We start from the raw sequence: 24600 nt of genomic DNA on the forward strand, positions 1-24600 counted from the left end.
GCGGCTGAGAGAGGTATTGTCTCATGAGGGAGCGATTGCAGAAGAGGGGGGCCGTAGGCGGATGTTCCTCATCCTCGCTCGTCGCTCTCATGCTCTTTTGCGCCCTCCTGCTTTCACCTACGGCGTCGATAGCGGCTGAAGGCGCGGAGCAAAGCATCTGGATCCCTACAGGTCTTTATACCAGCCGCATGCTTGACCCATCGCCGCCGCTGGAGCTGATGATGGGGAATGATGCAAAAGGTCTCGTTTCCGGGGATGAAGAACTTCAAGAACCCTCGCCGGCGCTGGCCGTTGCCCTGTCTGCTGTTATGCCGGGAGCCGGACAACTCTACTCGGGAAACAGAAGAGGGTTGATCTATTTCGCTGTTGAAGTGGCGGCGCTGATCGCGCACTTCTCCTACAGATCGGATGGGCATCGAAAGGAAGACCAGTTCAAAGACTTCGCCGATGCGCAATGGGATACGCTGCGGTACCGGGAGGGCTCGGGTATCGAGGGGTGTTCCTGGTCGGAGGAGTCGGATTCGACCATCGTAGACCTCATGCAGAACCATAGGAACCGTTACTACGAACAGGTTGCGAGAGAGGAATATGCCTGCGGCTGGCGAGAGCCTTGGCAGCGTGATGACTATCGAGAATTGAGAGATGTCTCCAATTCTCTTCTCGGGAAAGCCAATACAGCCATGACAATCATCTTTCTCAATCACATTGTCAGCGCTGTGGATGCCTTTCGCATAGCGCGGTCGATGCGGATGGAGGTTGCGCCGCAAACGGAATTGCGAATGGATGTTGAAGGCGATTATCGAAGGCCGCGGGCCGTATTCCGACTGGTTAGACATCTCTAGGAGAGTTATATGAACCGCCGTATTTTAACAATATTAATGTTTCTGGCGATCTGTGGCGCTCCGGTGCTTTCCGCCTTGGCGCAAGCCTCCCCCTTTGAGAATGCTGATTTATCCCCGGCTCTCATCTTCAACTCACAGAGCGCCGGAAGCGCACCTTATCATGAAACCTCCCGAATGAAGGTTATCGCCGCCTCGATGGCGATACCGGGCTGGGGACAAAAGATGACGGGTCACAGCGGCAGGGCGGAGGCTTTTCTGGGCGCTGAAATTGGAATCTGGACCGCGTTTACCGTTTTTCAGGTACAAGGACACTTGCGGCGGAACAGCTATATCGATTATGCCGAGGTCATGGCCGGCGTTCAAAATGGTGATAACGCTTCAGAGGAGTATTATCGAAATGTCGGCCGCTATATGAGCACGGAAGATTATATGCAGGATGTCCAACGTGATGCGCGCGCCCGGTACCTCGACGACTTGGAGGCGCGGCGGGCCTATGTCGAAAACCATTCCATCCCCACCGACCGGAGATGGGAGTGGGAAAACCAAAGTGATCGCCATCGATACCGGGACAAACGTTCCGCAAGTATGAGCGCGTATCAGCGACGCACCTATATGATCGGGGTGGGTATCGTCAACCGCCTGCTCAGCGCCATAGATGCCGCACGTTCATTCCAGGCGCCTGGATCGAATCGGGGCCTTACGTTTCATTTGCAGCCGGATCCAGATAACCGGGGGCCGCTTCAATTCTGTGTGTCGATCCCCATTCCCTAGAGAGGTCTGCTTAGGGTCAGGGAAGATGATTTGGTGTCTCTTATGATCTTTCGTCCGGTCCGATGGGCTTTCGTTGCGTTACGGATAATCATTCTATTTGCTCTATGCTGTCTCCCTTCTGTATCCATCGCTGAAGAACAAATCGTTTCCGAGGTGGTACAATCTCTTCCTCTTCCCAACAGACTCCTTCTGCCGATTTCCCCGACGTTGGATCCCCTTGGACGGGTGTTGATTATCGATGGCTCCAATGGGGCCATTTGGGTCATTGACCCGGAAAAGAGTCAGCCGTCGCAAACATTTCTTGCGTCCGGACAGGCCTCTCCTGTTCTGGAAAACCCGACAAAAATCTTTGCTGATTGGGGCCTGCATGTATATACATTAGATCCATCGCTCCAACGAATCTCCGTCTTTGATCTACAAGGACGGTTTGAAACATCATTTGATTTGGAAGCCGCTTTGACCGAGGCGGCGCACTCATCAGATGTGGAGTTCACAGATCTGGTAGTTGATAAAACAGGTTCTCTCGCTGTACTGGACCGTCTGGAGGGCCGGGTATTTATATTCGATCCAAATGGAAAACTGAACAGGGTACTCGGTGAAGACTTTACGGGAGATGAACGGCTTATCGCGCCCACAAACCTGGAAATCGATCCGGTGGGAAATCTTTATGTGGCCGACCCACCCTCCGGACGTGTTTTGCAGATTGGCCGGCAAGGCAGCTTGCTGCGTATTTGGAAATTGCGTGATGAGGAACATCCACAATCCCGCCCTACCGAGCTTGCCTATTCAAGCGGCGTTCTTTGGGTTGCCGATCCTGGTGAGAGAAGGATGCTGGCGCTCTTCCCGGGAAAGGTGGATTCAGAGTCCCGTCAATTAAAGATGTTGCGGTTCGAGTGGCTGGACCGCACCTCTCTGGAATTGGCCGGTATTGCGGATGGCCGTCTTTTAGTTCTGGATTCCCGGGGGCGACGGCTTCATCTCATTTCCGACCCATATTCTCAGACCGGCCGGTAGGGGGGCGGATGCGTTGTTACATCCGCTGTCTGCTCTTTATTATCTTGGGGGTTTGTTTAACCTCCCGCCTGGATGCCGGTGACGCGCCCGCCAAACAGCAGGTGCACCGACCCGGCCACGCCGCAATGAGGCTTTGGATTGAGGCCGCTGCCGAGACATTATATTTACCGCATCATCATATTGAGCCGCATTCCCTCGCGATGGAGTGGATGGGCCGCCGTTGGCTGTGCGGTGATTCTCTTCGCCTGGAGCCGTCGCTGGGATTTCTCATTTTGCCATTTGCCGCACCCGCGGCTGATTCGGCTGTGATCGAATATAATTACTTGCCGATAGACCTTCCCGTTATGTATAGCCATCGGCGCATTGAGGAAAGTACCGGTGGGGAGGCGCCCAAGGTCGTGGAGGAGCGTAAGAGTCCCAGAAATGCGCAACCGGATACAAAACTTAATATTTCGGGGAGCAAAACATTCAGTGTAGAGATGGGTTCCCAGCAGGACCTCGCCGTAGATCAAACATTAGATCTAACCATAACGGGCCGCGTTTCCTCCAATGTGAAGGTGCAGGCCATCCTGACAGACCGCGAGACCCCTCTGCAGCCTGAGGGGACCACTCGCGAATTGGAGGATCTTGACAAGGTTTATCTTCGAATCGAGGCCCCGGATGCCCAATTGGATCTTGGCGACCTGGAAATCGAGGAATCGGGTCTACGCCTTGCTTCATTCCAACGCCAACTGGAGGGCGTGGATGGTCGTGTTCGAATAGGATCGCATGAAACTCATGCCGTCGGCGCGGTTTCCAGGGGCCGTTTTCGATCTCTTGAATTCTTCGGCGCGGAGGGCCGGCAAGGCCCCTATGCTCTTCTGGGTAGAGAGGAAGATGGCGTCATCGTCGCGGGAAGCGAAGTCGTGTGGCTGGACGGTCAGAAACTGCAGCGGGGAGAAACAGAGAGCTATATTATCGATTACAGCCTTGGTGAATTGACCTTTACAAGCCGCCACCCGATGTCTGAACGTTCTGAGATCGTCGTCGATTTCGAGGTGTCACTCGAGTCCTACCGGCGAAGCCTTTATTCTTTGGCCCTGCGGTCGGTGATCCCCGGATCGCGTGGCCTCTGGAGAATACTCTACCTTCGAGAACAGGATGACCGCGCCCATCCCTTGGGCCTTGTTCTATCGGACGAAGAATCATCACTGCTCGAAGAGGTCGGGGATGGTATAGCACCGGGTCTTGATTCCGGGATTCAATATGTGGGTCCCTTGCACGGCGATTATGCGAAGGTGGAAGTGGACACTGTGTCCCAGGCGATATTCCGTTATATGGGCCCGGATAGCGGTTCCTATGTCGTTCATTTTGTCGAAGTAGGAGATGGAAGCGGTGATTACCTGGAAGCACATACCTATGGCGTTACCTATTATGTCTATGCCGGCGAGAATAAAGGGGATTATAAACCTGGCCGAGCGGTTCCTCGACCTGTAGCGCTCGAAGTGGGGGATATTTCCCTGGTTTTGGAGCGGGGTCTAGCGCGGGTCGAGGCCGAAGGCGCATTTTCACGTTACGATCGAAATGCATTTTCAGACAAGGATGATGGTGATAATGTCGATGGCGCCTATACAATAAATACAACATTGAAATCACCGATGCTGCGGATACTCGGGGGTGAGATCGGCCATTTTGAAACACGTCTGCGCGCCCGCCAGGTTGGCGACCGCTACCAAGCCCCGGGCCGCCTTCAATCCGGATTCTACGAAAAGGAATGGAATGCACCCTCCGGGACACTGAACGGCCGGGAGAGGGAACAGGGCGCTGAACTGCGTCTCGTAGCGACAGAGAAAGTTAACGTGGGAGCGGGCTGGGACCGGCTTGAATCTTGGTCCGGTTTTGAAGCACGGCGGCTGACGGCGGACTTTGCAATGGCCTCCTGGGCACGGCTTGAGGGGCGGATGACGCGTGTGGCTTCGGAAGACTCAATAGGTTTGAAAGGAGAACGGTCAACCGAACGGATCCGTGTCGCGGATAAAAACGGGCGTCTTGATTTTACCTATCTGAGGGAAAATTCGACATGGGGAAAGGGCGCGACAGCCACCGGATACCAATTCCGGGATCTTGATGCGACCGTTCGCCGGGGACAACCTGATCGTGGATTGAACCTGAGAGCCCGCATCAATTGGAGGCGCCATTGGGTATTGAATGGAGGCAAAGAGCAACGGGACAATGATGGTCTGACAACGGAACTGGAATCCGAATGGAGGGGGACTCCCTCTTTTCGAGCCGGAGCGCTTTTTGTAAGGCGTAAACTTCATTCCTACACGGAAAATCCCGGTCGAACAACCTATCTGGGCCAGTTGAATATTTCACAGTCATTATGGAATGGAGCCTGGACGACACAGTGGAGAACGGAGGCTACCTCACAGGCCGTAAAGATCCGGGATCAGATCATTACTTTTGTAGGAGAAAACCTAGGGCATTACGACGCATTGGGACGTTACATCGGCGTTGGGGACTACGAAGTCTTTTACAATGATCTAGGCGCCGAGGAACTCCAGTCGATTCTTGATGTCACGGGGAAATGGACGGCGGCTCCGGGCAAAAGAGTCAAGGAGCGCCGCCATCCAACCGGCAACCGATGGGTGAATGAAGCGGAGTGGTCTTTCTATCTGCGGACGCGTGTGGAAAGCCCGGAAAAGCTCACCACCATCATCGCTGAGCCGGGCCGCTGGTGGGGGCGGCATGGGGAGGCTTCCAGTGGATCAGGCAATATCCGCTCGGATATCCGGTTGTTAACCAGGACACCGGAATTCTCCCCCACCATCCGTTGGGAGGGAAAGACAAGAATCAACAGAAGTCCCAATGGCATTGAGGAGAGAGAGCAGACAAAGACCCTGCAACTATCCGCGACGTCATCCCCGCATGACCGGCTGCGCCTTGAAGGCAAGCAAATGTGGACGGATGAGGAACGCCGGACATCGCTGGGAAGCTTTCAGGGGTTGTCCGATACAGCCGGTTTAATCAAGAGGCGCACTGAACTGACGGCGGTTTACCGGGTCATTCGAATGATCCGACTGAGACTTCAGACAGCCGCAGTATCAGAAAGAGAGGAGACGATCACCAGAAGACACCTATGGGAATTGACGCCTGGTCTTGTCCTTAATTTGACCGGCGGCCGGGCCGAATTGCGCGTGAAGAGACTTTGGGCGACAGGCGATGAAACAACATCACGGATTTTCAATTTGGAGAAGCCGGGTTGGACGGTGCGCGCCACGGCTGATCTCCGTCTTCAAAAATACATTGACCTGAACTACTGGCTGGAAAGCCACCACCCGGATGAGGGAAAGGCTGTCGTCAGCAGCCGGGTTTCGGTACGGGCGATATTTTAACAAATATATGATGATATATTTTAAACATCAGCGTTGGGCGGGAATAGTGCGGGAGCTTTGTGCTATTATGCTCTTCATGCCTTTCTGGATCCTGCCGGTGACCGCGCAGAAATCACTTCCGACGAACATTGAGTTCGAGGGGGGCGATAACGACATCCGCAAAAAAATCCGGGATATTCTCTCCGTTCAAAGGGCCGGACCGTTTGATTCCAAGGAAGCTGTTAGCCGGAGAGAGGCTCTGCTTCATCTTATGGTCCGTGAGGGGTATTGGGGGGCTGAGATCAGAGGGCCCTGGACCGAAAATGATCAAGTGAATTGGCGTGTTGCACCCGGCCCGGTATGGTCGCTTACCGCTGTTCATATCGTGACGATCAAACCGGATTCACTGCCCATTGACTGGTTTCCAAGGAAAGATCGTATCCGTCATGATTTGGAGCAGGTCTACCGCATCAAGAGCGAGGCCTTCCTTAAGTCTGCTGATGATCTCCTATCCTTCTGGGATGATCACGGCCACCCTTTTGCGTCGGTTTCTTTTGTTCAGCCCGTTATGAAGGATGGTCAGCTGTCGGTGACGCTCGAGGTTGACCCAGGTCCTCTGGTTTTTGTGAAAGAGGTTGACTTTCGGGGGAGTCACCATACGCGTCCGGAATTTTTGAAGAGAGTGATACGGGCCTCTGCTGATCTCGACGAGCCATATGATGAGCGCCATTGGAAAAGGGGCACCGGCCGGCTTCAATCGCTGGGGCTTTTTGCGGGGATTTACGGCCCGCGTTTGGAACTGATCCCGGCGGAAGCGGCAGCCGGAAGCCTTTCCTCGCGGGTTGTCTATCAAATCGAAGCGGCCGCCTACAATCAATTCGAGGCGGTTGCCGGCTATTCGGGTCAGAACCGGACTCTGTCAGGAATTATACATATCAACTTGGGAAATCTCTTCGGCACGGGTCGTTCCTTTGGCTTGATGTGGGAGCGCCGGGAAAAAGACCACACGGGTTTTAATCTGAGATATGACGAACCGTCCCTCTGGAAGCTTCCTTTACGGTGGTATGCCGAGGTAGCCCATTTTTTAGAGGATACTCTATATACCCGCACCGATTTTAAAAGCGCCGTCTCTTGGGAAATGGACGATAATCTGTGGCTGGATGTCGGTTACCGGCATGAAAAAAATGTCGCTGCTGAATCGCTCGGTGGGAAAAACTCCCGATCCTCCTCTCTTTTTGGCCTGCGATGGGAGGGATTGGGGGGTGATCCCGATAGGGAAAAGGGACTCTCAGCCGGTTTATCCTATTCGACGGGAAAATCACAATCTTCCAGGGATGGTTTGGGGGAAGAGACGGTCCATGAGATCATGATGAAGGGTGAAGGCCGGCATCCCCTTCCTTTTTTGGGCGTCGGCCGTCTTTTGATTCAAAGTTCCAGCCGGATCCTCAAGAACCCGATTCCGATGTACGAGACCTATCTTATTGGGGGATCCCGGACGCTCCGAGGGTATCGTGAGGAAGCCTTTCGAGTTATCCGCTATGGTGTCTTTCAGATGGAAGTGGGTCCGCGGTTGGGTCCCGGGGGGGCGCGATGGCTCGTTTTTCTGGACACGGCCATCATCTCTCCTTGGGCGAGGGAGGATGGGATCCTGGGCTCGAAAGGCCCTCTCGAGACACACGGATCCTACGGGATTGGGATCAGATCCCTTTCACGGCGGGGTCTGGTTTGTATAGACTATGGTGTGCCCTGGGGGGAAGATCCCACGGCGGGGCGCCTGCATCTCTCTTTTAATGCTCCCTTCTAGGACCGTTTTGGGTGCGGTAGTGGTAGAATGATGAATCCGGTGAGGGCGAGATGACGCCGACCGCGTCATTCTGTGATGGAGCTGTAGACCGTCTGGAGGAATATGATGAAGCCAAACAATATAGGGGTTCCTTGGCATCACGGTGTCATTCTTGCGGGAGCCGCCATTCTTGTGGTTTTTCTCGCTGCATGTGGCGGGGGTGGGAATGATCCCATTGTGATAAAGATGGAGGGGAAGGAAATTCCTCTATCTATTGTCATCAGTGAATTCAACCGCGTTAACGGGGACGAAAGTTATGACGGGGCGACGCCGGGTGAGCGGCTTGCCTTTGCGCAAACTCTGGCCCACAAGGAAGTTGTGCTGAGTGAAGCGCACAAAATGGTAAAGGGGCCGTCAAAAGTAGCGCAGGTACAAATCCGCCGTTATAAGGAACGCCGGATCCTGGGAGCCTTTTGGGGAAATGCGATGAGTGAGAATGCCATCTCCCCGGACTCCTTGGCGTTTTATCGAAATCTCTTCGGCCAAGAGAGGCTTATCAGCCGGATTCAGGTCGGGACCACTGAATTGGCCCAGGAATTGATAGGGCGGATTCAAAATGGGGAGAGTTTCGAAAGCTTGGCGCGGGAATACTCCAGCGATACCGAGAGCCGGGACAGCGGTGGTCGCGTCGGCTGGATCCAATATGACAGCGATGGGTGGCAGGCGATGGCCCCTGTCATTTTTACAGAGATTCAGAAAGGTGAATTTTCAAGAATGCCCCTCTCAACCTTGACGGGCTATCACATTATACGCGTCGATGATATTCGTATGCGCGAGTCTTCACCAGAAAAGGAAAAGCAGTGGGAAGCCGCGGCCATCCAATTGTACAATCAGAATCTTCAGCGGAGCATTCGGGATAAGATGCTTCAATCCCGGAGTTTTCTCATGAATGATGATGCGCTCCGTATTATTCGGCGCGGCTTCTACGCATTCTGGGATTCATTGAATGCAATTCAGACAACAGTAGGCGGAGTTGAATATAGGGAACTTGATCCGCCGGGGGACAAATATTTTAATTCGGAAGAACTTTCAACAACCCTGTTTACCTACACTAACAGAGGTTGGTCGATCGCAGATTTTCTGGAGTCGCTCAATTACTGCGACTTGGAATTCTGGCCGAATAAATCTCCGACGGTGGAAGCAACGGCGCTCTATGTGAGAAGAAGAATGTTCCGCTGGTTCGCTGTTGAGGAATGCGAAGAGAGAGGCTGGGACAAGGATGCCTATGTTGTTGATGCCGTCGATCGGTACACCGAGAGAATGCTCCTCGATGATTATCACACGCAGGTTTTGGCCAAAGAGGTGGCGCCCACGGATGAGGAGATAAGGGTCTACTATGAGGCGCATAAAGCAGACTTTCTAAAACACGATATGGTTGATTTCGGCTGCATCCTCTATCCCGCGGGGGAAAAGGAACGGGCGCAAAGGGCAACAGGCCGCCTCCGCCAGGGACACACCTGGGAAAGTGTCGGACAAGAGGAATCGGTCATTCTGCCGGATGTCCGCTTCATTCCGGCGACAGGATTGACGCAGGGGGATGCGTTCCCCGAATTCGCCCATGTGGCCAAGCAATTGGTCGATTCAGGAAAGCTGCCGCTGAATACCTATAGTGATCCGGTGGAGGTCGTCGGAACATGGGCTGTTTTCCGGGTCACCTCGCGGGTGCCGGGAGAACCGCTGGCATGGGAGGTGGCAAAGATCTTTACCACCAAGATGCTGGTAGATGAAGGTGTTGACCGGCTGCTGGCGACGAAATTGCCCCTCCTCTGCAAAGCATATAAATTGGAGATCAATGAGGAACCTCTCAAAGAAGCCGCTTCCTAACGGGGAGTCCGAGCATTTCTCTGAGATCGTCTTCAGAGCGCACCGAAAGGCCCAGATCATGGGCCTTTCGGATTTTTGATCCCGGCTTCTCTCCGGCGAAAACAAAATCGGTTCGGGAACTCACGGTCGAGACAATACGCCCTCCCGCATTCTCGATGGCGGTTTTGGCCTCTTCCCGGGTCAATGTTGAAAGAGTTCCAGTCAAGACAACGGCTTTCCCTGAGAAGGGAGTGGCTTTCTCGTCTTTGCGCCCTTCGACAATCTTTGGTTTGACACCGCGTTCATTGAGTCTCTTCAGATAGGCTAGGCTCCGATCATTGTTGAAGTAGTCATGAATACTGCTGGCCATCACCTTGCCGATATTTTCCAAGTCTTCGAGATCTTCCAACCCGGCCTTCTGGATCATTTTCAATGATTTATACTTTGCGGCCAATATCTTTGCTGCGCCGGCCCCGACATGGCGTATTCCTAATGCAAAGAGAAAACGGTGAAGATCCGGCCGCCGGCTTTTCCGGATCGCTTCAACGAGATTCAGCGCCGATTTCTCTGCGAATCCAGGAAGTGACATCAGGTCGGCAGGATCGAGGATATAAAGATCGGATGCGTCATTGACAAGTCCGGCATCAACTAATTGATCAACAACCGCGGTACCGCACCCTTCAATATCCATCGCAGCACGGGAAGCGAAGTGAAGAATGCGACGTTTTCTCTGCGCGGGACAAAAATCGTTGGTGCAACGAACCGCGACTTCACCCTCTTCTCTTGAGAGAAGCTCCTTACAGATTGGACAATTCCTGGGAAAAGTGTAGGGCTTTTCCAATCCGCTTCTTCTATCGATGAGGACGCGCGTCACTTTGGGGATGATTTCACCCCCCTTTTCCACCGCAACGGTATCACCGACGCGGACATCGAGACGTTGAATCTCATCGGCATTGTGCAGCGATGCGCGATGTATCGTTGTACCGAGAAGCGCCACCGGTTCCAAATCGGCGACCGGCGTTACCGTTCCGGTCCGGCCAACCTGCAGTACGATATCCTTGATCCGCGTGATCGCCTCGCTCGTATCGAATTTGGCGGCAATGGCCCAGCGCGGCGATTTCGCCGTGAATCCCAACGATTGCTGGATATCCAAATGATCGATCTTGACGACCAGTCCATCGGTTTCATAGTCGAGTTTCTGCCGTTGGACATCCCAGTCACGCCAAAGACGGATGACCTCCTGAATCGATGCGGCGCGCTCAAGAAGCGGATTTACGGGAAAGCCGATGGACTTAAGCCAGAGCAAGCTTTCAATATGGCTGGCAAATCCGTGGTTGCCGGCCCCAACGAATGTATAAACGATGAGATCCATCGGGCGGCGTGCGGCCAGACTTGGATCGAGGAGTTTGAGAGTTCCCGCACAAGCGTTGCGTGGATTGGCAAAAGGCTTTTCCTGCCGTTGAAGGCGCTCGGCATTGAGGGTTTCGAAGGCCGAGCGGCGGAAAAAGACCTCCCCACGAACCTCGAGCTGCGGTGGGATGGCCGAATGTCCAGACCGAGATTGTGAGAGAACCAGGGGAAGGGAGCGGATGGTGCGGAGATTCTCGGTGACGTTATCACCTTGTGTGCCATCACCGCGGGTCACGCCGGTTTGAAAACGACCTTTATCGTAATGCAGCGCGATGCCGATACCGTCGATCTTCAATTCGATGGCGTAAGGACCCGGTTCCTGTTGTCCGAGAAACCGGCGAACCCTCACATCAAACTCGATGAGATCCCCTTCATTATAGGTATTATTGAGGCTGAGCATCGGCACCGCATGCCGGATGGATTCAAAGCCTTCAAGGGGTTTGCCGCCGACCCTTTGAGTCGGACTCGAAGGATCGTACAGATCCGGATTCTCCGATTCAAGGTGGATCAACTCATCCAGGAGGCGGTCGAACTCCCGGTCGCTGAGAATCGGCTGGTTTTCCACATAATAGAGCCGGTTGTGATGGTGTATCTGTCGGCGGAGCTCTTCTAACCGCCTTCGGATTTCGGCGTCGGCCATCGGATCGATCCCCTTTCTCCTCCAGTCCTGTTAGGATCGTAGAGGCGGGGGACCCAGAGGTGCAATCCTCACAAGGCACCGGTATTGAGGGAATCGGTCCGGTTCACTAGTCTCCAGGAGTCAGCGAAAGGGAGATATGAGAGCGCAGCGCGTCGTGATCATCATGCCGGCTCGGAATGAATCGCAGCGGATATCCAAAGTTTTGGAACAGCTTCGGGCGGCGTTGCCACAAGCGATGCCGGTCGTTATTGATGATGCTTCAGCGGATGACACGGCTGATGTTGCCCTCTCATTTGGCGCCCGCGTTCTTCATTTGCCGGTACATCTCGGTTATGGCGGGGCGCTGCAAACCGGGTACAGGTTCGCCGCCCGGTTGGGCGCCGATATCGTGATCCAGATGGATGCGGACGGCCAGCATGATCCGGTTTCGGGGCCCGACCTTCTGGAGCATCTGCTGGAGCAGCATTTGGATCTCGTCATCGGATCAAGATTTCACCCGGATGGCCCGAGTTACACTCTTTCACCGCTTCGGAAAATCGGGATGGGGGCTCTGCGATGGATGGCCAAGCAGTTGCTGCACACGCCGATTTCGGATCCGACATCCGGGTATCAGGCCCTTTCGCGGCGGCTGGTCGATTTTTATGCCGATTGGGAGGGATTCCCATCGGATGCCCCGGATGCCGATGTTCTCGTCTGGATTTCACGATGCGGGTTTCGGATCGGCGAGGTGCCTGTTATTATGCATCCCCGAACCGGGGGTCATTCCATGCATGGGGGATTCGAGCCGATTATCTACGCGCTCAAAATGGGGTTGGCCCTGCCTCTGTCCGCCAGCCGGGCCATCCGGCCTCAATCATCTGAAGATCCTAGGGGCGGAATCGCCGAGTGAGGGGAGAGGAGTCGAAATGGAGCCGCAAGCGCGCGTCTTCGTCATCCTGCTGAGTTTTTTAGTTGTTCTGGTTGTGGTACGCCAATTGCGGCGTTGGAATTTAGGGCTGGAAGTGTCGATTCTCTGGCTTTCCGTTGCCTTTGGGGGGCTCCTTCTCGCTGTGGCGCAGAAGCTGGCCGACCGCGTCTCCCATTGGATCGGTATACAATATCCACCGGCCCTCTTTTTTCTAATAAGTTTGGTCGGAGGGCTGTTCATCCTGCTTCGAATGTCATCCACCATGGCGAAGCTGGAACATCAGAATCAGAAGCTGGCGCAGGAGATCGCGATATTGAAACATGAAGTGGAATCCAGCGGGCGACAACCGGGGGGCAAAGTAGATTGAAGAACCAACGCTTCATTCAAGAAGTTTTTCAAGAAAACGGTGTTTTGGCAAGAGTCATAAGTGGTTACGAATGGCGCCCGGAACAGACCCGACTCGCCCAACGGGTGATGGAGACTTTCGATCGGACTGGAATTCTCATTGCGGAAGCCCCGACCGGCATCGGGAAATCACTGGCCTATTTGGTGCCGGCGGCGCAATGGGCCCTCAAGAATGGCCCGGTCATCGTTTCCTCATACACAAAGACCCTGCAGGACCAGATTATAAAAAATGACGCACCCCTCCTTTCGCGGTTGGTCCATCCCGACCTGCGCGTTGCGGTTCTTAAGGGACGGGGGAATTATCTCTGCCGCCGAAGATGGGAAATCTTCCGGCAGGAGGAAGGGTCGTCATTGGATGGCCAGTACCTGATCCAGCGTTTGGAAGGATGGGTCAAGTTAACCGAGACGGGAGATCTGGCCGAGGTGGCCGATCTGGGCCGGCGTGCCTATCGATCTCTCCGGCGGATCACCTCACATCCACGCTTTTGTCAAAACGGCGTCTGCACGCCCGAGACGGGATGCTTCTACAATACGGCCCGGCGGCGTGCCATGGATTCGCAGATTGTTGTCGTCAATCACAGTCTCCTTCTGGCTGATCTTGCCATCTCGGGTGAAATTCTTCCCGAATCGGAGGCCATCATTATCGATGAGGCCCATCACCTGGCGGATGTCGCCCGTCAGAGCCTTTCGATTCAGCTCAGCCGCCGCGAAACAGAAGAGGCGCTGAGAGAGGCGGGTGGACTGGGAGAGCCCGGGGCCACTGACGCCTTGCGCCGGTTGGTCCGCGATTTGGCCCCTCCGGTCCGGCGAACTGAATGGATGGGTTCCCTTCGCCGCATTGAAGAGGCCGTTCATCGATGCCATGAGCGCACCGACTTCATTTTCCGAGGTCCACAGGATCCGATCCCGGAGAATGGATTCCGGCGCCGCTACCGCACGGCGGATGAATCTCCCCTGCCGGCCGCGGAGACGGAGGATCTTCTGGGCGGTTTGTCCGAGATTGGGAGGGGATTGAGCAATCTTTTGGAAAGCCTTGAGGAGCTGGCGCCCGCCGGCGAACGGGATAACGAGCAGTGGAATCGCGTCCGGACCGGTATTGAGGAAATACGGAATTCTGATGCCGCGCTCCGGCATCTTCTCTCTCCTGATGATCCCGGCCGGGTGTATGCCTACGATCATGCGCCCGAAACCGGGCTCGTGCTCAAATCGATACCGCTCGATATCGGTGAAGACCTTCGAGAGAAGCTCTTTTATCAAAAGCAGATTTCGGTGCTGACCTCAGCGACGCTGGCGGTGGGGGATTCAGTCGAATATATGACGCGCCAGGTGGGGCTCAGCCCCACCGATTACATGTCGGCGATCTATCCAAGCCCTTTTAAGATGCAGGAACAGGTTCTGTCGTTGGGATTCAAATCAGGCCCCAATCCCAACTCAAAGAATTTTGATACCTATGTCGCCGAAGTTGTCGAGAAGATTGTACAAAAAACCCCCAGAAAAACACTGGTACTCTTCACATCCCGGGATCTTCTCAGCCGCGTTGCGGAGAAACTCAGGAGTGCACTTCCCAAAATGAAAATTCTAGAGCAGGTCCGCGGCGGCGAAGAGGGCGCGCAACTCTCGGAGAGTTTTCGCCGATCACACCGGGCCGTCCTTCTGGGAACGGCGAGTTTCTGGGAGGGTGTTGATTTTCCAGGCGCCGATCTGGAGATTCTGGTCCTCACCCGGCTTCCTTTCGCCGTGCCCTCCGATCCACTCGAGGAGGCATTGACCGAGGAGATCCAAGTGAGCGGGGGACAGGCTTTTCAGGAGCGGTCCCTGCCGCAGGCGATCTTGAAATTCAGACAAGGGTTTGGGCGGCTCATTCGACGCCGGACGGATCGCGGCGTGTTTCTCGTTCTGGATCCAAGGTACTGCCTCAGCGGATATGGACCGAATTTTCAGAAATCCTTGGATGTGGAGTCGCGCGCCATGCGATCGCCGGATGAGGCGGCGGATGCGGTTTATAAATGGTTCGCTCAAGATTCTTCAGAAGGAGGCACTTCATCATGATAACACAGAATTCAGGCCGTCCTCGCAAAGTGAAAGCGCCCCATGGCACGGAACGAACCTGCAAGGGTTGGGGCGCCGAAGCGGCAATGCGTATGCTGATGAATAATCTTGATCCCGAGGTGGCGGAAAAGCCGGATGAACTCGTTGTCTATGGGGGCCGCGGGAAAGCCGCCCGTTCTTGGGAATGTTTCGATGCGATTGTTAAATCCCTCCAGGAATTGGAGGATGACGAAACCTTGCTTGTACAAAGCGGGAAGCCGGTCGGTGTTTTTAAAACACATCCCTGGGCGCCGAGAGTATTGATCGCAAATTCAAATCTTGTCGGAGACTGGTCAACTTGGGATGTCTTTCGGGAATTGGAAAAGCAAGGGCTCATGATGTATGGGCAGATGACGGCCGGATCCTGGATATACATTGGAACGCAGGGTATTTTACAGGGCACATTTGAAACCCTGGCTGAGGCCGCGCGCCAGCATTTTGATGGAACTCTCCAAGGGAGTTGGGTTCTCACCGCAGGTTTGGGCGGGATGGGAGGCGCCCAACCCTTGGCGGTTACGATGAACGGCGGTGTCGCCTTGGTGATCGAGATCGATGAGGCCCGCATCGAACGCCGGATTCAAACACGTTATTTGGACCGCTGGACAAAGAATCTTGATGAAGCCTTGACCTTGGTTGAGGAGGCCGTCCGGAATCGAACGGCTCTCTCCATTGGTCTTCTCGGCAATGCCTCCGACATTAAGCCGGAAATCCTGCGCCGTGGATTAAAACCGGATATGGTTACAGACCAAACCTCAGCGCATGACGCCCTCAATGGGTATGTTCCGGGCGGGATGAGCTATAAAGAAGCTCTTCAATTGAGGGAAAGTGATTCGAAGGGATATATTAAAGCCGCCATGGAGTCGATGAGGCGGCATTGTGAAGCCCTGGTGGGATTTCAGAATCTGGGCAGCGTTGTTTTCGATTATGGAAATAATCTGCGGGGCCAGGCCAAGGATGCCGGCTATGAGGAAGCCTTTAGTTATCCTGGTTTCGTCCCCGCTTTTATCCGGCCCCTCTTCTGCCGGGGTAAAGGGCCCTTCCGCTGGGCCGCCCTGTCCGGTGACCCGGCCGATATTCATCGGACCGATCGGGCCATCCTCGAGACATTCCCGCAGGATCCGATCTTGGCTCGCTGGATTCCAATGGCCGCTGAACAGGTCGCCTTTCAGGGGCTTCCTGCGCGCATCTGCTGGCTGGGTTATGGAGATAGAGCGCGGTTCGGCCTGGTCATCAACGATCTGGTCCGCCGCGGTGAAATCTCAGCCCCCATTGTCATAGGGCGGGATCATCTCGACGCCGGTTCGGTCGCCTCACCCTACAGGGAAACTGAAGGGATGAAGGACGGATCGGACGCGGTCGCTGACTGGCCTCTCCTTAATGCGCTGGTGAATACGGCCAGCGGGGCGACGTGGGTCTCCATCCATAACGGCGGCGGTGTCGGGATCGGTAAGGCGTTGCACGCGGGCATGGTCGTGGTCACCGACGGGACCGATCTGGCAGAGGCCAAATTGGAACGGGTTTTGACCACCGATCCGGGAACGGGTGTCATCCGGCATGCCGATGCCGGCTACGATGAAGCCGTTGATGAAGCCCGCAAGAACAACATTATCATTCCAATGTTAAAACAGCGGTGACGGCTTGATTATATTGCCTCGTTGGGGGATGCCGAGCGCTCTTGTCACCCGGACTCCGCATTGATCTCCGGCGCCCGCAGACGCCTCACAAGGCCCGGATACTCCTTCTCTGTCCCGAACTTCAACCGGGCGAAATACTCCTGCCTGAAGAAGCCGGTCGTGACGACATCATAGCCGCGGTCCCGGGACTGGCTGCAGAACTCTTCCATCAAGGCCGCGCCCAGACCGCGCCCGCGCCGGGAGTGGCCGATCACGATTTTCTCCATATGCACTGCTTTGGGTGAGAACTCCCGATAGAAAAGACCCCCAAGGACATGCTCTTTCTGATCGACGAGGAGGAGATAATCATGATCCGGCTGAAAGTGGACATGCAGACCCTCCTCCTGGAAGTGCTGATGTAATTGTACAATCTCTGAAGGCTGCGCCGGCGGCCGGATCCATACCTCGTTGCCCAGACTGTCCCGCCGGGCGATGATCAGCTCCAATTTGGGTCCGGTGCCGCGGTCCAATATCATCCAGGCCGCTTCCCGGCCGGGGGTTAGGCTTCCATAGGTCAGCCGAGCGAGAAAATAGACCTCATCCTCTCCCAAAGGCAGTTTCTGGTGGAGATTTGTAACCCAATCGAGCAGTCCATCGAATCCGATACGATGTTTCCTTGCCTTCTGAAGCAAAGCCTCCAATTCCAAAACCAGCTCTTTTCTCGCGTCGGCGAACACGGTCTCCAGAAAAACGCGGATCCGGGTTTCAGGATAATCCGTTTCCATTGAGGTCAGATGATATGTTTCATAAATCTCACTGAGAGTGCGTGCCTTCGCGACCCAGGAAACCTCGGGATTACGCTCAATCCAGCGATGGTAACGGGCGGCAGCCATCGTCAACCGCCGGGCGCGGAATCCTCCCGCGGCGACATTCTGAAGATAGGTTTCCAAATCTGCCTTCCAGGTGACACCCTCAAAGCGCGCCTCCAATTCCAGGACTCCGGCGAGCAGGGGGATACCCTCGGTGGGGCCGACGGCTTCCACAAAAGCCGAGAAGAGGATGTCCCAGGTCACGATGCCTTTTAAGGAGGGGCGGTCATTTTCTATATATTGTACAAATCGTTCCCAGAGAACTTCGAAAAGCCGGCGGAGGCTGCCGGCTGTCTCCAGCGGTCCGAGCGACAACAGGCGCGTGCCCTCCTGATAGTCATGAAGCGGTGCACCGACACGCCGGGGGGATGGATCGGAGAGCATCGAATGACGCCCGGTGCGATCCCAAAATTCAATGAACGCGGTAAGGGCGCTCCAGGCCAGATGAGTCCAGGCGCCGGCGCGGCCGCGGGGATCGCGGCGGATGACCTGTTGCTCCAATTGATCCAGAAGAACATCAACCGGCAGGAAGGGTGAGGTCATGGATGTCCATACACCATATTGTTTCCAATACCCGCCGACGTGCGGTGTCAAGGGACCGCGGGGACCCGAGATCTCAAGCAGCAGATACCACCAGATATCCTCCAGTATTTTCTCGGGCGGACGGTCCATTTCAGGACGCAGTAGAAATTCGCAAGTGGCCCCACCAGGTAAATTAACAATAACTCTGAGGATTTGTTGATCGCGGCTCCACTTCTCAGGTTCTACAAATATAGAGGCTTCATCCAGGCGGCGGGCCGACAAGGAACCGCCGCTGAGAACCTCCACGGCGTCGGCGACACAGGCGGTTTTTGTCAGGAGCCGCCGGGTGCGGTTTCGAATCTCAGGCCGGAGCGAAGCGCTGAATTGTATATGTTCCACGCGGACCAGGGGCATCTCCGCCTCGAGTTCCCTGCGATAATTCTCACGGAGTTCAAAGAGCAGCACCCGGGCCCTCAACCGCATCGGCTCCGGTCCGAGAAAATACCAGCTGGCCAATGCTTCCCGAATATAGGGATAACACTGAGGCCGGCGCGGTCCCATAAAGCGGAAGAATTCCAGCAACCATTGTCCCCGCGTCGGGTTTTTGGGGTGGTCTCTCACCTCCTGGCAGGCCATATGGCTGAGACGCCGCAGCTGCGCCGGCGAGAGCGAAGCCTGGGTTATCCGAGCAAAAATCTCTTCGTCGATTGATTCAGGATGACGATCGGCGTAGGAGGCGAGGGTCTGCTCAAGCTCCTTCTCGGATTCCCGCGGGAGGAGATGGATCAAAGCCTCGGTGGCGACGGGAAGGCGTGCATCCGTCAGTAGCCGCCGCAAAAGGCTCCGGGAAAGCTGCGAACGATCAGGTGAGGGAGAGTCGAGCAGCGAGGCGATCCACTGAACCGCCGCAACCGCGGTTTGCTCCTCCGACCATTGAGCCGCCGTCAAGGCCCGGTGCAGGCATTCCAAACCAAGACATTGTTGAGCGTCTGTTGGAGACCAAATATTAATGACATCGGACCATGAGCCGGGTGATGCGGCTTCCACAACAAAGGGCTCGCGAACCGTCCGCCGGCGGCGCGGGAGACGCAGCAGGGTCCCATAGAGGAAATCGACCAATTCAACATTTCCCAGCCAAAGGACCGGAATCCGGAGAAAATCCTCCAGATCAAGGTGATGAAAACGTCCTGACCCGGCTTGATAGACCAATGATCCAACTTGGATTATCCCTCCAATCGGATCCAGCCACTTCAAGGTCAGTGTTTTCTTTTCACCATGCCAGGCCAAACCACTCGGTATCGCTTCAAGATCACCAATCGTTCGTCCAATATGCCGGAAGATCCACTCGGGAACCCTCACTTCAACTTCGTTGACAAGCCCATGCCAGCCGGCGCTGCGGTAGAGTTCGTGAAGCAGATGTGAAAAATGTTCCTCCACCGTTTCCCGGCGCGGGGTTCCCTTGGCTGTTAGTTCACCACGATCGATATCGAGCGGTCTTGGAAGCAGCGCAAAGTCAACGATGCGCTCATAAGATGCGAGGAAACGATTGACAGAAGCAACAATATTGGAAATACGCTCCCGGACATCAGGGTCGCCCGGAGGGGCGTCTCCGCGAGTGTGGATGAGCACGACATTGAAGGGACGCCCGTCACCGACGAGGACCGCCTGCTCGACTTCGGGAAATGATTGAAGCAGATTCTCCGCCCGCTGCGGCGCGATCGTTTCTCCTTTTACATTTTTAAAGAGGTCTTTCTTTCGTCCGACGATGGAATAATAACCTCTGCTATCTATCGCCGCCAGGTCACCTGTCGCGAACCAATCAACCTCGGGATTGTTGGTGTCAGGATTCTCACTGTCATAAATACGGGCGACATAAGGACCCCGTAACAAAAGCTCTCCATCTTCTGCTATTTTTAATTCGATCCCCGGAAGGGGCGGACCGACGCTGCCGGCGGCATAATTCCCCGGGGGAGTCATAGTGATTCCCCCCGTCGCTTCGGTCATCCCAAAACCGCTGACAAGATCGATTCCCATATCTTGGAAAAAGTGAAAGATGGCGGGATCGAGATATCCGGCCGCGGATAACCCCCATTTCAGGCGTCCGCCGGTGATTTCAGAAACAAGCTGTTGAACAAGATGTTGGGGTCCATCTTTGGCCGTTCGGGAGGTGACCATCTCGTACAGCTGAATCCATTTCTGGGGGACACTGATAAATGAAGTGGGGTGGTATCGGTTAAGGGCGCGCAGCATTCCATCGCGGGAGGGATCGAGTAAAAAAACATAGGTAGCCCGCCAGAAGATGGAACCCAGCATCTCGAACCAGCGCCCAAAAGTGTGCGCCAGAGGGAGGAAACAGAGAAACCGATCATCGGACCCCAATTCTGGAAGAGCCAGGGCCCGGGCGATTCTTTTACTCACCAGATTCCGGTGTGTGAAAATGAGTCCTTTGGGGCGACCTGTCGTGCCGGAAGTGTACATATAAGTCGCGATATCGGCAGGTACAACACGTGATTCCCACTCTAAAACGGTTTCCATAGGGAGATCTTGGCCCATCTCCAGGAGATCATCAGGATGAAAGATATCCGAACCTTCACAGTCCAAGACGACGACACCTTTTAGACTGGGGCATCGCTCCGCCCACGGATGGATTTTTTCGAGCTGTTGAAGGGTTGATACAATAAGAAGGGAGGGCCGTGTTTCCTGAAGAACCTGCTCAAGGTGCTCCGGGATCATGCGGGGAGGGATGACTACATTGGGGATCCCCGTTGTCAAACAGGCAAGATCAAAGAGGGCTCCTTCCAATCGATTTTCAGAAAGGATCGCCACCTGAACCGGCCGGGTTTCTTCCTTCCAGCGGCCGTCGGACTCGCGCAGAAAGGCGTTGAGACCTCTGGCGATGAGTTCTATCTTCTCCTCTGCATCGCGCCAGGAAACTTCTTTAACAAAACGTTCTCCAGGCTCCAGGAAGAGGGTCTTGTTGGGCTCAATAGAGGCGTGCGTACGAAAGAGAGCTCCGGTCGTCCATCGGGCGGCATTGATCGCTTCAAGCGACCAATTCATCCAACGATCCACCGCTGCGTGTCGAGCGATATCTTTGCGGAGGGGCGACAGGTGAATGAGGGTCAAGAGGGCGCGATGGAAATCCAGTTCTTCGTTCGACGCGACCCCGGCGCTTTCCGCCGCGCCTAGAAGAGTGGGAGAGAGATTGTCAAAAATGGAGGGCGCTCGGCGGCCCCATACTAAAAGGTCTTTCAACATCAGTGACAAGTCGGCGAAGCAGCCTCTCTCCGGTTTCTGGTGGGCTGCTGCAAGACGGCCCCGCAGATTTTCGGCGAATCTTTCCGGACTCTCTTCCCTGCGTGGTACCATGGCGGCTCCACTTTCCTTTTAATCCCTGCCGCTTATTGTCGGCCGCTCCATGCAGGCCGCTTAACCGGCAACTCTTCCTCTGGTAACCTAACCATATTTACGGCAGAGGAGGCGGGGCAGGCAACAAGCATACACTGGGCCGGTTTGAGAGGGGAGGGAACTCTCATGCAGGATGTCGATCTGTTGATCCGCAATGCCGGGCAAATGGCGCCTCTATCAGATGGCGAGGAGGGGCCGCTGCCGGGCCGGCGGATGGATCTTTGGACTCTCGTAAAAGACGGTGCCATTGGGGTTTTGAAGGGTCGCATTGTGGCGGTGGGTGAGACATCCGACGTACTGTCCCGCACCCGGCTTCAAACCGGGGGGGTCGAGGTTGATGCGAGCGGCTGTACGGTCATCCCGGCCTTCATTGATCCGCATACACACGTCCTCTTTGCCGGAAGTCGCGAGTGGGAGTTTGAGGAAAGACTGCGGGGCCGAACCTATATGGAGATAGCCCAAGCCGGGGGAGGCATCCGGTCTTCCGTCCGCATGTTTCGGCAAACTTCGGACGAGGAGATTCTCCGCCAGAGTCATCGCCGGATCGATCGGATGATCGGTCTTGGGACGGCGGTGATTGAGGTGAAATCGGGGTATGCTCTCTCGGTCGATCAGGAACTCAGGGCTCTGCGGCTTATTAGGAAATTGGCCGAACGTGTCCCCGTTGAAATTCACGCGACTTTTATGGGGGCGCATGAGGTGCCCGATGAGTACCGCGACCGTAAAAGCGAATATATCGATCTCGTCATCCACGAGATGATCCCAAGAGTCGCGGAAGAAGGCCTGGCCGAGTTTTGCGATGTTTTTTGTGAGGAGGGAGTCTTTTCCGTCGCTGAATCAGAGAGGATTCTTAACGCGGCCGCGCGCTATGGGCTGCGGGCCAAGCTTCATGCCGATGAACTGTCGCCCCTGGGCGGAGCCGAGTTGGCAGGAAAACTGCGCGCCGTGTCAGCCGACCACCTCCTTCATCCGTCGGATAACGGCCTGCGGGCCATGAAAGAGGGTGGAGTCATTCCGGTTCTGCTCCCCGCGACAAGCTATAGTCTCCATTCTAAAACCTACGCCCCTGCAAGAAGAATGATTGAGATGGATCTTCCGGTCGCTCTCGCGACGGATTGCAATCCCGGCTCCTCAATGACCGAATCGATGCCCTTTGTCATCAGCCTTGCTTGTCTCCAGATGGGCTTGACGCCGGCGGAAGCCCTGTCCGCGGCGACCCGGAACGCGGCTGCCGCCCTGGGGATAGAGAAACAGGCCGGAAGCCTCGCCGTCGGTAACAAGGCCCACATTCAGATCTTAGACGCCCCATCCTATGCGACCCTGCCCTACCATATCGGGGTCAGTCACGTCCGGGATCTCTTCATTGACGGCAAGGGCGTCTTCCGGGATGGGCAATTGATTTCGATTTGAGTGGCAAAAGAGATCGAGAAGAAGGGGCAGGTGGACGATAAGTTGAGACGAATCCCAACCGGATTGGGTTCCGGAAGAAATGGCAGGACCTTACCTTAGGGAAACGCCTTGGAAAAAAACGTCGCCCTCAGGCGCCAAGCACAACAACGGCAGAAAGAAGGTCGTCTCGAGGAAGCCCTCAGGGATTGGGTGAGGATTCTATCCTCCAACGAGCCCGATCCCTACGACTTTGTCGCCGTCGGCGATCTCCTACTACGCCTTGACCGTAGAGAGGAAGCCCGGTCTCATTATGAGGAGGCTTCAAAACTCTATGAACGTCTTGGATTCATTCGTAGTGCCATCGGAACCACAAAAAAGTTGGTTCGGATGGGGGAGACCGACGGAACCACCTTGTTGCGGCTGGCCCATCTCCACGTCGTCGAAGGTTTCGGCGCTGAAGCGGCGGAATATGCCCGATCTTTCCAAAAGACCCTTCGTACCGAAAGTCCACCGGACCCTGAATATATAGAGCTTCTGGAAACCTTGTTCACAAAGGGGTTGCGCTCTCCGGATCTCTCTCTGACCCTCGTTGATCTGTACGAGAAGAGTGCCCGCATCGATGAGGCGGCTCGGGAACTTCATGTCCTGGCCGGCCTATTGATGAAGGGAGGCAAGGTAGAGGAGGCTGAACGGGCGCGGGGAAGAGCCGAAAAATTGAAGCCCGGCTCGCGGTGTGAAGAGGCACTTGATCAGGATGCTGAATGGGAGGATGTCCCCAGCGGATTAGGCGCCACGGGCGCCGGTTCAGAGCCAAAATCACCGGTACCGGAGGAGGAAGAGGTTCCAGAGACCTCGGGTCTGCGTTTGGTTGATTCAGCCGCTAAAGAAATCTCGAACCGTCGTGCTTCCGGCCCCGTGCATGGCGACATCCAACTGGTTCCGCCGGCCGCCCCGGCCGCTGATTCGAAAGATCTTGAAGAACGGGCGCAAGCAGCCCTCGAGAATGAATCTTGGCTGGAAGCTGTCTCGCTCCTGGAGGGGATTCTCTCAAAGGATGAAGAGCGGCCCTCTGTTCTTGAGAAACTCATTGAAGGGTACCGGCAGCTTGGCAATAATGCTTTGACGATTACCGCTTTAGAGCGCTTGGCGCTCTATTGCGAATCGCATGGCGTGGAATCGAAGGCACTGGAGTGTTGGAATAAGATTCTGGGATTGGATTCAAATCATACCGAGGCGCGTTTGCGCATTGAAGCGCCGCCGAGGGCATCGGAACCTTCCTTTGTCGTGGTTACGAATCAGTCCAAAATCCAGCCCAATGCGCCGATGCTGGATGTGCAGGAATTACTTAGGGATTTTCAGGAGCAAGTTGTACAACAAATTCCGATGGAGGATGGGGAAAGCCATTACACTTTGGCGCTCTCTCATCATGAAATGGGGCTCTATAATGAAGCTTTGGAGGAACTGGACCGAGCCCTGCAATCGTCGAAATTGGACCACGATTTGGAGATGCGTTGCCGGGAGTTGGAAGAACGGTGCAAAAGCTCCAAGGAGAAATCCTCTTCAGCCTCTTAGGATTTTCTACTATCTAGCCTTCTGTTCCCTGTATTTCTATTGCAATCTTCTCACCGCCGCGGCCGATGAGCCAAAGCCAAGGAAATCTCCCAAAGCACACATCACTCCAACAGAGAAATTAGATACCGCAGCCGATTCTCTTCTGGCTCCT

14 protein-coding genes are annotated in these 24600 nt (G+C 55.2%); 12 read left to right on the forward strand and 2 right to left on the reverse strand.

The genetic code is table 11. The annotated features are described in order from the left end of the window. The first annotated feature begins 23 nt into the window (after positions 1 to 23). From KJ970_10885 to KJ970_10910, 6 genes are all read left to right on the forward strand, one after another. Positions 24 to 842, forward strand: a complete 819-nt coding sequence (locus KJ970_10885; GenBank protein ID MBU2691420.1) for a hypothetical protein — start codon at positions 24 to 26, stop codon at positions 840 to 842. Between the two features lie 9 nt (positions 843 to 851). After that, positions 852 to 1613, forward strand: a complete 762-nt coding sequence (locus KJ970_10890) for a hypothetical protein (protein ID MBU2691421.1) — start codon at positions 852 to 854, stop codon at positions 1611 to 1613. A gap of 153 nt (positions 1614 to 1766) precedes the next feature. Beyond that, entirely contained in the window at positions 1767 to 2627 is an 861-nt protein-coding gene (locus tag KJ970_10895) for an NHL repeat-containing protein (GenBank protein ID MBU2691422.1), read from the forward strand. An 8-nt stretch (positions 2628 to 2635) separates the two neighbouring features. Then, complete coding sequence (locus KJ970_10900; protein MBU2691423.1) at positions 2636 to 6001, forward strand: hypothetical protein; 3366 nt, start codon at positions 2636 to 2638, stop codon at positions 5999 to 6001. 76 nt (positions 6002 to 6077) lie between these two features. Beyond that, positions 6078 to 7784, forward strand: a complete 1707-nt coding sequence (locus tag KJ970_10905; protein MBU2691424.1) for a BamA/TamA family outer membrane protein — start codon at positions 6078 to 6080, stop codon at positions 7782 to 7784. Positions 7785 to 7886: 102 nt separating this feature from the next. Then, on the forward strand, positions 7887 to 9647 hold the full coding sequence (locus KJ970_10910; protein MBU2691425.1) for a peptidyl-prolyl cis-trans isomerase: 1761 nt from the start codon (positions 7887 to 7889) through the stop codon (positions 9645 to 9647). Here KJ970_10910 and ligA read toward each other — a convergent pair. Further along, positions 9628 to 11676, reverse strand: coding sequence for an NAD-dependent DNA ligase LigA (ligA, locus tag KJ970_10915; protein MBU2691426.1), 2049 nt, complete (start codon positions 11674 to 11676; stop codon positions 9628 to 9630). The genes KJ970_10910 and ligA overlap by 20 nt on opposite strands. A gap of 136 nt (positions 11677 to 11812) precedes the next feature. Between ligA and KJ970_10920 the strand changes: the two genes are divergently transcribed. The 4 genes from KJ970_10920 to hutU are packed head-to-tail and all read left to right on the forward strand — an operon-like array spanning position 11813 to position 16710. After that, positions 11813 to 12565 (forward strand): glycosyltransferase family 2 protein, encoded by a 753-nt coding sequence (locus tag KJ970_10920; protein MBU2691427.1) that lies wholly within the window; start codon positions 11813 to 11815, stop codon positions 12563 to 12565. Between the two features lie 16 nt (positions 12566 to 12581). Further along, on the forward strand, positions 12582 to 12950 hold the full coding sequence (locus KJ970_10925) for a DUF2304 domain-containing protein (protein MBU2691428.1): 369 nt from the start codon (positions 12582 to 12584) through the stop codon (positions 12948 to 12950). Then, complete coding sequence (locus KJ970_10930; GenBank protein MBU2691429.1) at positions 12947 to 15037, forward strand: hypothetical protein; 2091 nt, start codon at positions 12947 to 12949, stop codon at positions 15035 to 15037. The genes KJ970_10925 and KJ970_10930 overlap by 4 nt, the downstream gene beginning before the upstream one ends. Continuing rightward, on the forward strand, positions 15034 to 16710 hold the full coding sequence (gene hutU / locus KJ970_10935) for a urocanate hydratase (protein MBU2691430.1): 1677 nt from the start codon (positions 15034 to 15036) through the stop codon (positions 16708 to 16710). The genes KJ970_10930 and hutU overlap by 4 nt, the downstream gene beginning before the upstream one ends. 44 nt (positions 16711 to 16754) lie before the next feature. Here the strand turns inward: hutU and KJ970_10940 are convergent, their stop codons facing one another. Continuing rightward, positions 16755 to 21449, reverse strand: a complete 4695-nt coding sequence (locus KJ970_10940) for a GNAT family N-acetyltransferase (GenBank protein MBU2691431.1) — start codon at positions 21447 to 21449, stop codon at positions 16755 to 16757. A gap of 165 nt (positions 21450 to 21614) precedes the next feature. Between KJ970_10940 and hutI the strand changes: the two genes are divergently transcribed. Together hutI and KJ970_10950 are read left to right on the forward strand one after the other, a co-directional pair. After that, the gene (gene hutI, locus KJ970_10945; GenBank protein ID MBU2691432.1) at positions 21615 to 22898 is read left to right on the forward strand and encodes an imidazolonepropionase; all 1284 of its coding nucleotides are present in this window, start codon (positions 21615 to 21617) and stop codon (positions 22896 to 22898) included. A 108-nt stretch (positions 22899 to 23006) separates the two neighbouring features. Next, on the forward strand, positions 23007 to 24449 hold the full coding sequence (locus KJ970_10950) for a hypothetical protein (protein MBU2691433.1): 1443 nt from the start codon (positions 23007 to 23009) through the stop codon (positions 24447 to 24449). Positions 24450 to 24600 lie beyond the last annotated feature (151 nt).

The organism is Candidatus Eisenbacteria bacterium, from assembly GCA_018831195.1.
Taxonomy (GTDB): Bacteria; Eisenbacteria; RBG-16-71-46; order CAIMUX01; family JAHJDP01; genus JAHJDP01.